Genomic DNA, 14,808 nt, shown 5'->3' with positions numbered 1-14,808 from the left:
CGGAATATTGTTTTTATTCATAAATGATTATGATAAAATCATAACAGTGTAAATGGGGAAATTTTACTTTGGGATGAGGGATATGCTTTATTTTGGAATCGGCTTTTTGGATTCTATAGTTTTTTGTTTTTTGAAAGGGGGAGAACTTAATGAACTTGATTGCTCAAAAATCGGCTCAGTTTTTCATCACCATTTTTGTATTGATTGCAATCAGTGCTTTGCCGTCGCTCGTCGTGCAACTCGAGTTCGTGCCATCGAATTACTGGTACGGGATTCAACAACAATTCAGTCAGTTGGCGAAACTCGATGAGATTACATACTTCAACGTCACAGCGCAACGAGAGTTACCGTTATTGCCAGATCTCGGTCCGCTTATGAAAGAGACGCTTATTATCTTTACGACATCACTTGTCGTTTCGGTCGTGTTCGCCCTTATGTACGCCTATTTCTTTTATCGGAGCGGGAAGCGTGTGCGCACGGTGCTCCAACAAACGAGCCAGACGCTCGAGATGATCCCGGATTTATTTTGGCTCATCTTTTCGCAATATCTTGCAATCACGATTCATAAGACGACCGGATTTGATCGAATTGAAGTCGCTGGCGGGTTTGCCGAATACATACGTTTTCTACCGATTTTGACGTTGACGCTAACCATTCTATTCTTCTTCCTCAAATGGTTGACGAAACATATCCTCGAGGAGGAAGCGACACCGTTTCTCGAGCTGGCGCGGGCCAAAGGCGTCCGGCCGGCAGGGTTGTTCTGGAAACACTTGCTTCCGAATTTGGTGTATCGCTTCTATCTCTTTTTCCGCTCGAATTTGATCACGGTGCTATCGAGTCTCCTGATCATCGAATATTTGTTCAACGTACAAGGGATTTTCCGTTTTGTCGTCTATAATCCTGTGATGCCAATCCTACTCGTGATCTTGCTGGTCGTCTATATCCCGATCTTCATATTGGATTTACTGGCGGAGTGGCTTATCCCGAAATCATGGAAAGGGGAGATTTGATGCGTCGTGCGCTGCTACGTGACCCAGTTTTCTTAATCGTCTTTACGATTTTGATGGGCTTGCTATTGTTAAGCATCGGAAATACGATTTTTCGAGATGGTCAAGTCGATCAATTCCTGAACCGTTACTCCGATGAGGGACGGTTGATTGGCATTCCACCGCTCGAACCGTCCAAAGATCAGTGGCTCGGAACCGACCGCGCTGGGAATGATTTGTTTCAAATGATGATCGAAGGGTTCAAATGGACGGTCGGTATTTGTGCGACCGTGGCGATCGGACGGATGGCGCTTGGATTAGTAGTCGGGATTCCGCTCGCCTTTCGCGGGGCACGGGTGAACCGAATTTTCAAAATGCTGTTAGATGGGTTTTTGATTCTACCGATTTCCCTTCTTGCCATGATGATGCTGTTTTCGTCTCTGTTGTTCGCAGACTCGACGATGGTGCCACCGCTAGTTGATCGCGTGACACTTCAATTGACGGTCTTCGTGTTGCTCGGTCTACCTGCCGTCACGCTGTACCTGATTACAGAAATCCGGCAGTTGCTCCAACAAGAGTTTATGATTGTCGCCGAGACGTTAGGCGGCAGCGTCTGGCATCGAGTGAGGCGACACCTGTGGCCGCACCTCGTCCCGACGATGGTGATCGTCTTCATGCAACAGTTTGTGCAAACATTGATGTTACTCATTCATCTGTCCTTGTTCGGCGTCTTTTTCGGAGGGACCATTTACTTATTCGAAGGTGTGATGCCGACACTGTTTGAATGGTCGTCGATGTTCGGCTATTATTTCAAGCAGTTCACGGCGACGACCTGGATGACGAGTCACATGTTCCTCGTCCCTGCGATTGGATTGTCGATGCTCGTCTTCCTCAGTAACTTGCTGACGAGCCGCCTCGAGCGGGCGTTCCGGTTGCGGCGACAAGAAGCGGTCGACACGGAAATGACGATGTCTCAAGCCGAGGCAGCGGCCGCGTCGCTCGCGGAGCCGTTCACACTTGTGCATGCGGATGGCTCATTTCAAAAGATGAATCAAAAGAAAGCGGACGGCATCACACACTGATGTCATCCGCTTTCTTTTAGTACTTGATTATCGTAAAACTAAGGAGGTAAAGATGGTGAACACGAAGTCGTTTATGCTCGTTTTTGTCTCGGTGTACTTGTTAATGAGTCTTCCTTCAATGTTAGGAATCGGTTATGTGATTGATTGGATTCCGGAAGCCGCTTTATTGCAAAAGCTGAAGGGATATGTGATTGATGGTTTTACTCACAACTCTCTTTTTAAAATTGTGTTCAGCCATCGCGAGTGGGATTTTTACTTTCTTTTCATCAAGACGGATAGCCAGTCATAGTGATTGAATTCGCTCAATATTATGAGAAACCTATGATAAATTAATCTTCAGATTGTGATTTGACTCGATTAATCCATGCATCAAGCTTGTTATAATCGATTTCTCCTGAATATCAGCGCTTCCTGTACGATTTATTCAAGGTGTATCTACTTCGTGTCAGTCTTCAATCATATCTTCTCCAGCGTGTCGCAGTTTCTCAAGTGAGTCGCGCATATGCGCGATCACATCGTCAAGGTGGCGTTCCCAAGCCCCGAGTTCGGCCACGACTTTGAGCGGGGCGTTCGACCGGTAAGACCGGGTCGGATTTCCGGGGAAGCGCTTGTCCGTCAAGTTCGGATCGTTCTCGAAGTCGCCCGTCGGTTCGACGACGTAGATTCGTTCACGCGCATTTCCGCTCGCCAGTTCGGCTCCCCACTTGGCGGCGTCGAGGGTGGCCGTGAAATAGATGTAGTTCGACTGCTTGTCTTGATAGTTCGAGCGTCGCTTCGGTTCAAGCAAGTCTCCAAGTTTCAGTTCGGCTTTCGTTCCGTGGAAAAACGGGCCGGGGTCGAGCGGTCTCATGTCATCGGTCATGCTTTATCTCTCCTTCAGTCAGGCTGTCTTCACAGTATAGTGGATGGATTTAGGAGAACACAGTCTGTTTTTGGTTCGAGAATCGCGATATAATAAAGACGGGAAGAGCGTTCGGCTCTTCCTTTTTTGTTACATAGAATTCAAAGATGTTTTCGGAACGAATAGCTCGTGATGGCGTAGTCCATCTTGTCTTTATAAAAGCGATGCGCCTCGGTCCTTGCCAGTCCGGACTCGAGGGCGACATATTTGGCACCACTGTCGCGTGCGTATTCATGGACGAAGTGAAGCAATATCTCGCCATATCCCTTCGAGCGATGGTTTACGCACGTCACGAGGTCGTAAATGAAGACGTGTTTCTCGAGATATAGATTGACGCGGAGCTCAATCCCCGCAAGCGAGACGATGGCATCGTCGGCGTATAACGCATATAGTTCATACCCTTGTGGTCGCATGGCGGCGACGAGCTCGCGATAGGCGTCGAGCGTCAGATGGGTACGCAGTTGGTTCATGACTGGGAACGATTCATCGAGTTCGTGTGGCGACTCGATTGGTTTAATGGAATAGATGGTCGATGGAATGGGAATCATGCCTCCTTGAGAGGATGTTGTATGTAGATTTCGCTTTCGTAAGTCAGGATTCCTTTCCTTACTTATAAACGGACAGAAGGGACAGATACATCGTGAAACATGCGTTAGTGATCGGCGGGAGCGGGATGCTGGCGGGGACGGTCCTTTGGTTGACAGAGGTTGGCTATCACGTGTCCATCATCGGACGGGATGCCGAGAAAATGAGCCGATTGACCGAACAAGCACCCGCCCGACTGTCTGCCGTATTGGTCGACTATCGAGACGACTTGTGTCTCAAAGAAGCGCTGCGAAGTTCGATTGCGGATCACGGAGATTTCGACTTGGTCGTTGCCTGGATTCATTCGGATGCAGCTGATGCCTTACCGTGTGTGTTGTCAGCACTGCGCGGAGGGACGGACGTGTTCCAAGTTCTCGGTAGCTGCGCCAACTTGAGCGGTGTGAGAAACGGGCTGACGATCCCTCAAGACATCCGTTATCACCAAGTGCAACTCGGCTATCAGGTCGAGAAGGGGGAACGCCGCTGGTTGACGCATGAAGAGATTGCCGGAGGCGTGGTCGAGGCGATTCATGGAAACATGACGTATCACGTTGTCGGCATGATCGAGAACGAATCGGTATAAAACGGATTTGATCAGAGGCGGCGTTCTTAGAGATTGCAGAGGTGGGGTTTATGATGAAGTTGGCACGAAATGAAGAATTCTTTACAGTGGTGTGCCGAGCGTCTCGACTTGGGGGAGTTGAGAGGTCAGCCAACCGTCGTAACGGGTGGATTCATGCATGACATGTATCGGATTGAGACCGACAGCGGGACATACGCCATCAAACTGTTGAATCCTCAAATCATGAACAGGCCTGAGGCGCTTTAAAACTTCATCGATTCAGAAGAGATTGCCAATCTGGCCGCTAAAAGAATCCCGGCGTTGGCTGCCCACATCTTGGACGGTGACGCGGTTCAAACGCTCGGTTGTCAGTCCTATCTCGTCTTTGATTGGGGCTTATATCTGCATAAAGGAATCGGACAAGGAGCCGAGTGGGTTGAACACTTACAAAAAACCGTGGATGACTTGTATTCGTGGCATCGACAGGCAATTCAATCGTCAAACTCGCTCGCGTCAAAACGTGTCATCAGCCATCGGGACTTGGATTCAAAAAATGTGCTGTGGCATGATGACCGTCCCCTTGTCATCGACTGGGAGTCGGCCGGTTCGATTCATCCGATGCAGGATTTGGTGGAGACGGCACTCTATTGGTCGCGAGATGAGGCAGGCCTTGTAAACCGGACCAAATTCTTTTCATGTATACGAGCTTATGAACAGAAACGAGAACGAAGCGATGTGGATTGGCAACGTGTCTTGTGGCATGGCTATCTCGGGAAGTTGAAATGGCTGGAGTACAACTTGAAACGGTCCCTTCACATCGAGAGTGCGAGCAGTGCGGACCAAGCCACAGGAACGAGCCAAGTCGCCGTAACACTCGAGGATTTACATACATATGCCGCTCAGATACCGCGGTTAATGAGCTGGTTACGTCAAGAAATATAAACATTCGCATTGAGGAGATGTCAGCAATAATGAGAATTCTAATCGGACAACCAAAGATGGAGCAACACTTAGAGTAATTCATTCAAGAGATCGAAGCGAACCCTGATGTGGACTTGATCTTGTATCCAGAGAGCTATTGTCAATACACACATTTGAACGAGGTCAAGGAGCTCGCGAAGACGTTTCAGACAGCGGTCGTGATGGGCTATCGGAACGAGCTGAACGTGGACCGGGCTCTCATCATCGATAAGCGTGGGGAGACACTGTTGGACCGTGCCAAGACACCGGAAACGATGCCGCTCTTCATGCCGTCAACTGTCGATGACGATGGTCACCGCTACGGATATGTGCTCTGTCGAGAAATCTTCATGGGGCTGGAAGGACTTAAATCGGAAGAATCCATCCAAATCATCTTCAATCCGATTGGAGTCGGCATGTTCAGTGAAGAGCAGTACACTGACTGGTCTGGAGAAGCGAAACAGATTGCATTGCAACAACGCTCCATCATTCTCGGGACGAGCCATGCCGACGGGTCGTACCGGAACTGTGGAAGTTCGATTCCGATTGCCTACTGTTTTGACGAGACGGGCGAGGCGATATTGCTGTCGAAAAACGACACGCGTACGCGGATTGTTGATACGGTAACAAAGACGGTTAGTATTCTCGTTCCACAAATTTGAAATAAATGTTGACTAAAAATTCCAATGGGAATAAGATACGTATATATATTCGAAAAAGGCATGGAAGAGAAAAGTAGAGTGACTCGATTTTTATACAGAGAACTTCGGTAGCTGAAAAGAAGTTAAAAATCCTCACTTGAAAATGGTCTCTGAGCTTCGACCTGAAAATACGTTTCGTATGAGTAGGCTTCGACGGGAATTGGCATCCGTTATCAATGTCACGGTATACGAACGAACTCATTTGTTCTGTACTTGTAGAGGCAAATGGCGTAAGTCATCTTGCGAACTAAGGTGGTACCACGGGGAATCCAAACCTCGTCCTTAACTGTTATTGACAGTTGAGGGCGAGGTTTTTTTGTTTTCTATTGAACTAATTAACTGGAGGAATGAAGTCATGGCTGTATTCATTGGTGGGGCTTGGGTGTATGCGAACGGATCTTTACATTTAGGACATGTTTCGAGTCTACTTTCCGGAGATATTTTAGCAAGGTATTTTCGGCTAAAAGGAGAAAAAGTACTGTATGTGTCAGGCAGCGATTGTAACGGTACCCCGATTACTGTAAGGGCGAAGCAGGAGGGCGTATCGCCTGCTGTGATTGCAAATCGTTACCATGAGGAGTTTGTAACATGTTTTTCGAAGCTCGGATTTTCATATGATGTGTACACGAGAACAGACACCACGTTCCATCATCGGAACGTGCAAAACATATTCCTCGATTTGCTTCAAAAAGGACTGATTTATAAAAAAGAAGTCGAGCAAAGTTACTGCAACCATTGCGAACAATTTCTTCCGGACCGTTATGTGGAAGGTATTTGCCCGCAATGCCACGCTCATGCGCGCGGAGACCAATGTGATCAATGCTCAAAAATGCTCGAACCCCTCGACTTGTTGCAACGCCAATGTAAGCTATGTGGGAACGAACCGACGACACGTTTCACCGAACACTTCTATCTTTCACTGAGCTCTTTTCAAGAAACGTTAGACACATATGTGAGTCATGCTGAAACTAATTCGCTTTGGCGAGAGAATGCGATTTCACTTACAAAAAGATATTTAAGGGAAGGGCTGCAAGACCGTGCCGTCTCTCGAGATTTATCAATCGGTGTCAGTGTGCCAATCAAAGGATACGAAGATAAGAAAATTTATGTATGGATTGAAGCGGTAGCAGGTTACTTAACGGCGAGTCGATTATGGGCAGAGGAAAACGAAAACGATGATTCACCATTTTGGTCGAAAGGTGTACGGTCGTATTATGTACACGGAAAAGACAACATCCCATTTCACTCCGTCATTTGGGCCTCGATTCTCGTAGCCTTAGGAGATATGGCATTGCCGACGCATATTGTCTCGAATGAGTATGTAACGCTCGAGAAACGAAAGATATCCACGAGCAAGAATTGGGCCGTCTGGATGCCAGATTTGTTAGAACGATATGAAGCCGATTCGATTCGGTATTTTATGACAAGCAATGCACCCGAGAACAGGGATGCCGATTTTTCGTGGAAAGAATTCATCTACAGTCATAATGCTGAATTATTAGGGGCTTACGGGAACTTTGTAAATCGGACGCTTAAATTTATTGAGAAATCATTTGAAAGTATCATTCCCGATATAGCTGTATCAACCGAGATTCAATTCAAAATAGAAACGTTGTACGTAGAAGTGGGTCTACTTATTGAACAGGCGAACTTTAAGCGAGCTTTGGAGACGGTTTTTGAAATGGTTCGCTTTTCGAATAAATATTTCGATCAGCAACAGCCTTGGAAGCAAATCAATTCGGATGAACAAGCCTGTCGACAGACGTTAGCAGACTGCGCTCATTTAATTATCAATTTAGGGCGTGTGTTGGAACCATTTCTGCCGTTCTCGAGTAAAAAAATTCGCGAAATGATTCACGTAGAATGTGAGACATGGGATGTTGTTAGTATCAAATCATATCGTTTGAACAAAGTGGTTCCTTTATTTGAGAGGATCGATGTGGCCATCATTGAGGAGGAGAGGACGCGACTATACGAGCAATCCAATACATGAGTGGATTACAGGGCGTGTACTTTTCAACCTTAAACGAAGATAAAAAGGGAGCGAAGGAAGCATGTCGTTGTTAAAGGCAGTTATTTTTGATTTGGATGGCACGCTGCTGAACCGGGATGAATCCGTTCGTCGGTTCATCCACGACCAGTATGCAAGACTGAACAGACATCTGATCGGCATCGAAGAACGAGATTATGTCACGCGCTTCATCGAACTCGACCAGCACGGCTATCGATGGAAAGACGCGGTGTATGACCAGTTGATTCAGGAGTTTGAGATTAGCGGAATCACTCGACAAGAACTGCTCGATGACTATGTGAACCAGTTTCAGCATTTCTGCGTCGCGTTCCCGAATCTAAAACCGATGCTAAGCGCCTTGAAAGCGCGTGGTCTTCGACTCGGCATCATCACGAACGGAAATGGCGAATTTCAAATGAAGTCGATCCGTGGTCTAGGTATCCACGACTATTTCGATTGCATTCTCGTCTCTGAATGGGAAGGCATGAAAAAGCCAGACCCCGACCTGTTTCAACGGGCCCTTGAGCGATTAGACGTTACGCCAGGAACTGCCATGTTCGTCGGGGACCACGCGCTCCATGACATTCAAGCCGCTAAGCGAGTCGGCATGCGGACGGTTTGGAAACGGAACGACCGCTGGGAGGGGTCTGAAGCAGACGCCGATGATTCGATTGACGATTTGTCCGAATTGATTGTGATGCGGTGAGATTATCTTTAGGAGAGGAAGTTGCGTGATGCCGTTAGATGTAGCATATATCGAGGAGCGGATGAAATACCATCGCGTCCCGGGTTGTAGCATCGCCCTGATTGAACACGGGCGACTCATGGACTCTAAACAGTTCGGAACGGTGGCGACGGGGAGCGGTCATCCGGTGACGGCTGACACGCGCTTCAATGCCTGTTCGATGAGTAAGTTTCTGACCAGTGTCCTCGTTATGAAGTTGGTCGAAACGGGACAGGTAGCGTTAGATGAACCGGTGAATGACCGACTCGTTTCATGGCAACTCACAGATGTTGCCTCAAAACGTAGCGAGGTGACGTTGCGTCAAGTATTGCGTCATGAGTCCGGGGTCATCGATGCGACGGACAGTTTCGGAGAGCTTGATGTCACCTTCGGACGACCTTCGATGACCGCTTTGTTGAACGGAGACACGCTGTATCACGACGGACCGGTTCATGTAACGGGTGAGCCGGGCCAAGCGTTTCACTATTCGGACGCCGGGTTCTGTCTAATTCAACTATTGATTGAGGACGTCATGGAGCGTCCGTTTGCGAATGTGATCCGTGACGAACTGTTCATCCCGCTCCGTATGCATGCGAGTGGATATGACTTCGAGGTGGAAGGTGTGGCGTTTTCGAGCGGACACGACAAGCACGGTCATTCCGTCGCCCCCATCATCCCGCACTATCCGTATCCAGCGGCGGCCGGATTGTGGACGACGACAGAGGATTTGACGCGCGTTGTCATCGAACTCATGGATGCGGTGAGAGGCAACGGTCGCTTACTGTCTCCTCGGATGGTAAAAGACATGCTGTCTGGTTCGTCGTTGAACCCGTTCATCGGACTCGGTGTCTTTTTGGATGGGGAACAGGAGCTGCGCGAACTGTCCTCGCTCGGCTGGGGGATTGGTTTTCAAAGCATGCTCGTGGCATACCCGTACATAGGCAAAGCAATGATCATCATGACGAATGCAGAGTTAGGGGTGCACCAAATGGATGGTCTGATTGGGGATATATATCGCGCGACATTCAACTGATTGCGGACATGTTCGCAATGATTTCGTCGACGACCGTGTTGCTATTTTCTCGATTCACATCATAAAACGTATGTTCATGAGTCAACGACACGTGTTCACCGCTTTGGAGTTCGTACTGTTCGAGTAACGGACGAATCCGGTCATGGACGACGCGGGCGGCCTCTGGGGACGTATGTGGATAGATGATGGCGAACGTGTCTAGGGCGATGCGATACTTATGATCTGTTCGTCTCGTGGCCAGAAGGAGCTCGTCGCTGAAGTAGTTCAAGAACCATTCATATTCTGTCCGTCCATAGCGCTCCTCGAACTGTCTCAGCTCTTGGAGTTGAATGAACGACACTGTGAAGGCGTCACCGTGGCGAATGAGGCGATCGCGTTCTGCAGTCAAATCCATCCGAAACCGTTCGGCGTTATCGAGCCACGTCTCAGGATCAACGGCCACGAGCTGTCGTGCCCGTTCCTCTAACTCGAGCCGTGACAGCTGCACGTTCTTCACGAGTTGATGGACGAGGCCGGACAAAATGGACATGACGAGCAACAGAATCGTAAAACTGATACCTCTGGCGTTAAAAAACTGAACGTTTCCTGCTTCATAGATGGACGCGAACCATCGAAAATAAATGAATAAAAAGACGAGGAGCGTGACAGACAAGGTCAGCCCGGCCCGCATCCCGAAGATGAGGGAAGATAAGACGATGGCAGGTAAAATCAAGTAGCCGAGAAGCCCGGTGTTACTCTCAAGCAAAAGGAAGGTGTACGCCATCGTGCCGACAACCATACAAGCGATGAGCCCGAACAAGTAAATCGAGTCATTGGTCCATTGCTTCATGTTCATCCCTCCATCTGTTTCAAATCGGGTCGCGAGGAGCCACCTCCTCAATTACCCGTGATTCGTAGGGAATAACCAATCAAAGATGTATATATCCATTATAGAACATCAGATTGAAACGACGAGTCCGTTTTTTTGAATCGGGGCGAGTGCGTTCTTCGAGTGAATCAAGTAAACGACACCACCGACATCTGTGCCGGTGGTGTCGTCAGTTATGGCGCTAAGTTGGTCTGGCCGTCGTGAATCAACGTGCCGAGAGATTCGCCCGAACAGATGCGCTTCATCGCGCCCATCTCTTCGAAGTCGAACACATGGACCGGGAGATGATTGTCCCGCGCGAGGAGCAGCGCTGACTGATCCATTACCTTCAAGTCATGGCGCAACACATCGTTATAGTGGAGCGACGTATATTGTCTCGCCGTGTTCGATTGATTCGGATCGTCCGTATAGACGCCGGAGATCCTGTTTTTCGCGACGAACAGGGCGTCGCAGTGCATCTCGACCGCGCGTTGAACCGCCGGATAGTCGGTCGAGACGAACGGCTGACCGTTACCGCCTGCAAAGATGAGGACGTATCCTTTGTCCAGATGGGTGAGTGCCTTCAGTCGAATGTACGGCTCGGCCATGCTCGGAATCGGCATGGCCGTCATGACCCGAACTTCGCGGTCGGTCTTACTCTTCAAGACACCGCGCAACATCAAGCTGTTGATGACGGTGCCGAGTGTGCCGATGTTGTCAGCCTCGACGCGGTCGATGCCCCATGCGTCTGCCATATTTCCTCGGAAGATGTTCCCTCCGCCGATCATCAGGGAGACGTTGATGCCCATGTCAATCAATGACAGGATTTCATCCGCAATTTGATCGAGGTTGTGTGCATCGAAATTTGAGTTGTCCTCGCCGGCGATGGCCGCCCCGCTCAACTTGATGAGCACGTTTTGATAGTTGTTCATCGTTACACTCCCTTTACGATTCCAAATCTCCAAAATTATATAGGTTTTTCAATTAATTAGCAATGATTTTAAGGTGTCAGTTATAATGGAAAGTGAGATTGTTGGAAACGGGAGAGGAATGGGGGGACATATACATGAAGCATTTTGTGAAAGTGTTTGAGACAGAACTTGAAGTGAATCTTAAAAGAGAGCATGGTACACCGATCGTCATCATGACTGGAATGGGTTGTTCATTCGAGGAGTGGCATGAGGTGACAGAGAAGCTAAGTGCAATGAATCGGGTCATCCTGTATCACCGGCCGGGGATTGGCAGAAGTGAGCAGAGTCAACGTGAGCGCAACACCGAAGCAACAGTACGCGATTTAAAAGAACTATTACACATTCTGCGTATTGACGAGCCCGTCATCTTGTTAGGACATTCCTACGGAGGACTTTGCGCCCAGCATTTCGCGAAGCGTTATCCATCTGATGTGGCTGCACTCGTGCTCGTTGACTCCACATCACATGACTTGGAGAGGCTTGATACGCTAGACTTGCCAATCATGAATGAGGGAGCGTCGGATGAGGAATGGCTGAAACAATGTGAGGCGTATGCAGAGCAAACCGAATCAGCGTTAACGCGACGTATCCAAATCGTATTGACACCCAATCAGCTGAAGCTTCCGAGTGATGTTCAAGCAGAATTGATTCAATTTTTCCAAAGACCGAATCTGTATAAAACGATGATTGATGAAGTCAAGAACTGGTATGCGGATGCCCGGTTCATAAAACAGTTAGGAAACCTCGGTGTGATGCCGTTATATGTGATTGGACGCGACGCCGACCATGAAGTCGAACAAGGCATGTTAAACGGTTTTCCTGAATCTGAGTTAAGGTTATTAGAAGCAACGTGGCATCAACTCATTCGTGAACAAACGATGCTCTCAACGACTAGCAAGCTGGTGATTGCGGAACAGGCATCGCATGCCATTCATTTAGATCGTCCGGATGTTATTATTGCTGTGGTAGAAGAACACATTGATCAGATGACTCAAGCGATACAATAAGCCGAATGTCGCCACAACAACTAAGAAAGAGCCGATTGAGAGAATGGTCTCAATCGGCTCTTTCTGTGTCGAGCATAAGAATTCAGTCCGTTTTTTTGAACAGCGCCGTCCAGAGTGCCGAGACCCCAAAGACGTCTTCAGAACGGTCGGCCTGTCGCATCTTGCGAATCTCGACTTCCTCGAACGAATGGAAGATGGACCGAAGTTTTTCAGGCGTGAAGCCGAGCCCGCCGTTCAGGTTTCTTCGGCGATACACTTCCCAGTCCGTGATGTCCGAGCCGCCGAGCTCGCCACCTTCCACGAAGCATGTGATTGCAAAGTGACCGTCTGGTTTTAGCGTTTTCCAGACTAAATCGATATACTGTTTTCTTCGATGCGGCGCGATATGGTGAAAACAACCTGAATCATAGATGACGTCGTATGCGGACTCTTCTAGTTTCACATCATACAGATTGTCATGCATGAAGTTCACTTCCACTTGATTCTCAATGGCGCGTTCTTTGGCCCATTCAATCGATGTGATGGACAAATCGATGGCATCGACCGTACATCCGTTCTCCGCAAAATAGATGGCGTTGCGTCCAGGACCGCTCCCTAACTCCAACACGTGACACGGTGCTAGGATATCCCGCTCAAAATAGCTGACCAAGTTTTCATCAGGCTTGTTCACAAAGAAGGGGATGCGCTTGTCTCGATCTGCGTAAAACGAGTCCCAAAACTCACTCGGTTCCCTCAACAGAGAGTCCAACATATTCAATAAATCTTCTTCAGTTCGAATCGTCTCTTTCATGGTATCCCCCGCTTTTATAGTTTCTTGAACACTCCTTAATTATACGATTTTTTCCAAATGTGAGGATGTCAGGTACATGACATTCAGGTTAATTCATCTCGGATTTGAAGGTAGTAGATGGACCGGAAAATAGTGTGTAAAGGCCTCAGGGAAGGGAGTATAGCTCGTGAACTCAATTTCCATGTCCTCCATTGCAGTTTATTCACAATCGATTAAATAAAGGTTTTTGAGAGTGTGAGGTGAATGATCCGATAGCAATAATTCCTATTTATTACAACTATTATAATTATGTTACAAATGAGGCAGTTTAGAATTACGAGACATTCTCTTCAACGACGACCGCCTCATACATCCCTCGTTTTGAACGTTCGAGCACAATCCGAACCGTGACCAAGCCGACGAGCAAGAAAGCGAGTGAGAAGGCGACATACGTCGAGCGAATCCCGACATATTCAGCGAGGAGACCGATGCCGAACGTCAACCCGATAATCAAGACGGACTCCGCTACGTTGATCACCCCGGAGAAGCGGCCCATCAGGTCGGTCGGGACATTGTTTTGATAGAACGACAAGAAGCCGGTGTTCGCGAACGACAAGGCGAACGTGAGCAGGAAGAATCCGACCGCTGCGACCACGAATGACTCGGAGAAGGCGAAGACGAGATAGCCGACAGGTGTTAGGATGGCACCGAAACTGATTAGGAACGGTAACGTCAGCCGGGCACTGAACGTCGCGTTGATGATGGAACCAGCGATAATCCCGGCTCCGGCAACACTGACGAGAAAACCGTAGCGACTCTCAGAGAAGTTGAGCACTTGCGTCGCGAACGACGCCTCGAGCGAGTCGAGCCCCGACATGAAAATCGTCATGACGCAGAATAGGCCATAGACGAGTGTCACGTAACGCATGGTCGATGCGAATCGGACGACCGTTTTCCAATCATCGAGAATCATGCGCAGGTTGAACACTTCGACTTCGTCGCGGGCCGTGAACAACTTCGGTAGTAGGGAGAGGATTCCGACAGACACGAGCAACGCCAGCGCGTTCAATTGTATCGCGAGCGCGGGTGTACCGATCATGAACAACAATCCCGCGATGGCCGGGCCTAAGATGAATCCGGCCGATTGGACGAAATTTTTCATGGCGTTGAACCGTTGACGGTCACCGCTTGGGACGAGCTTGGTCATGTAGACGAGGGAGGCCGATTCGAAGACGGAACTCGCGATGTTCAATAGAAACACGAGCAAGTAGATGAGCGCGAGTGAGTCGATGAAAGCGAGACTGAAGACGACGACGGCGCGGAGCGCATCAAGCCACATCATCAAGCGGCGTGTATCGGTACGGTCGATGACCGAGCCTGACCAAACGTTCGCGCATAGGGCCGCGAGCGGGACCAGAATGTAGAGGACCGAGACGGTGAACGGCGATTGCGTCATCTCGAGAACAATCAAGTTGAGGGCGATGAAATACACCCAGGCGCCGAGGTTCGAGATGCCGACGCCAGTTAGTAAGAGTAAAGTGTGTTTCCAAGTATTCATCGCAATCGTCCCCGTTCAAAGTAGATTTTGAACAGTATGTCACAAAAATGATTGATATACCAGATAAATCCAATCCACTTCAATTTTTTATGAATTTGATTATCCGGCTTG

17 protein-coding genes and 1 other annotated feature are annotated in these 14,808 nt (G+C 48.6%); of the genes, 11 read left to right on the top strand and 6 right to left on the bottom strand.

The genetic code is table 11. The annotated features are described in order from the left end of the window. Nucleotides 1-149: 149 nt before the first annotated feature. Genes KNP75_RS07245 through KNP75_RS07235 form a run of 3 tightly spaced genes read left to right on the top strand, consistent with a single transcriptional unit; the run spans nt 150 to nt 2,357 of the window. On the top strand, nt 150-1,010 hold the full coding sequence (locus KNP75_RS07245; RefSeq protein WP_034777554.1) for an ABC transporter permease subunit: 861 nt from the start codon (nt 150-152) through the stop codon (nt 1,008-1,010). Then, nucleotides 1,010-2,068, top strand: a complete 1,059-nt coding sequence (locus KNP75_RS07240) for an ABC transporter permease (protein ID WP_215190118.1) — start codon at nt 1,010-1,012, stop codon at nt 2,066-2,068. The genes KNP75_RS07245 and KNP75_RS07240 overlap by 1 nt, the downstream gene beginning before the upstream one ends. Nucleotides 2,069-2,123: 55 nt before the next feature. Further along, nucleotides 2,124-2,357, top strand: coding sequence for a hypothetical protein (locus tag KNP75_RS07235; protein ID WP_215190117.1), 234 nt, complete (start codon nt 2,124-2,126; stop codon nt 2,355-2,357). A gap of 156 nt (nt 2,358-2,513) precedes the next feature. On the opposite strand, the gene arr is transcribed toward KNP75_RS07235, so the two are convergent. Beyond that, nucleotides 2,514-2,930, bottom strand: coding sequence for an NAD(+)--rifampin ADP-ribosyltransferase (gene arr, locus KNP75_RS07230; protein WP_215190116.1), 417 nt, complete (start codon nt 2,928-2,930; stop codon nt 2,514-2,516). 140 nt (nt 2,931-3,070) lie between these two features. Continuing rightward, nucleotides 3,071-3,517 (bottom strand): GNAT family N-acetyltransferase, encoded by a 447-nt coding sequence (locus KNP75_RS07225; protein ID WP_251128211.1) that lies wholly within the window; start codon nt 3,515-3,517, stop codon nt 3,071-3,073. A 92-nt stretch (nt 3,518-3,609) separates the two neighbouring features. On the opposite strand from KNP75_RS07225, the gene KNP75_RS07220 reads away from it, so the two are divergent. From KNP75_RS07220 to KNP75_RS07195, 7 genes are all read left to right on the top strand, one after another. Continuing rightward, complete coding sequence (locus KNP75_RS07220; protein ID WP_215190115.1) at nt 3,610-4,137, top strand: Rossmann-fold NAD(P)-binding domain-containing protein; 528 nt, start codon at nt 3,610-3,612, stop codon at nt 4,135-4,137. Between the two features lie 69 nt (nt 4,138-4,206). Further along, nucleotides 4,207-4,383: a hypothetical protein gene (locus KNP75_RS15695; protein ID WP_251128210.1), complete on the top strand. Its 177-nt coding sequence runs from the start codon at nt 4,207-4,209 to the stop codon at nt 4,381-4,383. 54 nt (nt 4,384-4,437) lie between these two features. Next, the gene (locus KNP75_RS07215) at nt 4,438-5,058 is read left to right on the top strand and encodes a phosphotransferase (protein ID WP_251128209.1); all 621 of its coding nucleotides are present in this window, start codon (nt 4,438-4,440) and stop codon (nt 5,056-5,058) included. Nucleotides 5,059-5,165: 107 nt separating this feature from the next. Beyond that, the gene (locus KNP75_RS07210; protein ID WP_251128208.1) at nt 5,166-5,738 is read left to right on the top strand and encodes a hypothetical protein; all 573 of its coding nucleotides are present in this window, start codon (nt 5,166-5,168) and stop codon (nt 5,736-5,738) included. A gap of 52 nt (nt 5,739-5,790) precedes the next feature. Then, nucleotides 5,791-6,064, top strand: a binding site (T-box leader). A 68-nt stretch (nt 6,065-6,132) separates the two neighbouring features. Next, a complete protein-coding gene (gene metG / locus KNP75_RS07205; protein ID WP_215190114.1) occupies nt 6,133-7,770 on the top strand; it encodes a methionine--tRNA ligase in 1,638 nt (545 codons plus the stop codon). Between the two features lie 61 nt (nt 7,771-7,831). Then, nucleotides 7,832-8,494 carry an HAD family hydrolase gene (locus KNP75_RS07200; RefSeq protein WP_353049023.1) on the top strand — a complete coding sequence of 221 codons (663 nt, stop codon included), beginning with the start codon at nt 7,832-7,834 and terminating at the stop codon, nt 8,492-8,494. Nucleotides 8,495-8,522: 28 nt separating this feature from the next. Further along, complete coding sequence (locus KNP75_RS07195; RefSeq protein ID WP_215190112.1) at nt 8,523-9,545, top strand: serine hydrolase domain-containing protein; 1,023 nt, start codon at nt 8,523-8,525, stop codon at nt 9,543-9,545. Here the strand turns inward: KNP75_RS07195 and KNP75_RS07190 are convergent. Next, entirely contained in the window at nt 9,538-10,374 is an 837-nt protein-coding gene (locus KNP75_RS07190; protein WP_215190111.1) for a GGDEF domain-containing protein, read from the bottom strand. The genes KNP75_RS07195 and KNP75_RS07190 overlap by 8 nt on opposite strands. A 212-nt stretch (nt 10,375-10,586) precedes the next feature. Continuing rightward, a complete protein-coding gene (pyrH, locus tag KNP75_RS07185) occupies nt 10,587-11,324 on the bottom strand; it encodes a UMP kinase (protein WP_215190110.1) in 738 nt (245 codons plus the stop codon). Between the two features lie 134 nt (nt 11,325-11,458). Here pyrH and KNP75_RS07180 point away from each other — a divergent pair, with 134 nt between their 5' ends. Further along, a complete protein-coding gene (locus KNP75_RS07180; RefSeq protein WP_214788529.1) occupies nt 11,459-12,370 on the top strand; it encodes an alpha/beta fold hydrolase in 912 nt (303 codons plus the stop codon). An 82-nt stretch (nt 12,371-12,452) separates the two neighbouring features. On the opposite strand, the gene KNP75_RS07175 is transcribed toward KNP75_RS07180, so the two are convergent. Beyond that, entirely contained in the window at nt 12,453-13,160 is a 708-nt protein-coding gene (locus KNP75_RS07175) for a class I SAM-dependent methyltransferase (RefSeq protein ID WP_214788526.1), read from the bottom strand. A gap of 313 nt (nt 13,161-13,473) precedes the next feature. Continuing rightward, complete coding sequence (locus KNP75_RS07170; protein WP_214788523.1) at nt 13,474-14,697, bottom strand: MFS transporter; 1,224 nt, start codon at nt 14,695-14,697, stop codon at nt 13,474-13,476. Nucleotides 14,698-14,808: the final 111 nt, after the last annotated feature.

Source organism: Exiguobacterium sp. s6, from assembly GCF_018618155.1.
Classification (GTDB): Bacteria; Bacillota; Bacilli; order Exiguobacteriales; family Exiguobacteriaceae; genus Exiguobacterium; species Exiguobacterium mexicanum_A.
The sequence above is the reverse complement of the archived record's forward strand: the minus strand, read 5'-3'. Positions and strand labels throughout refer to the sequence as shown.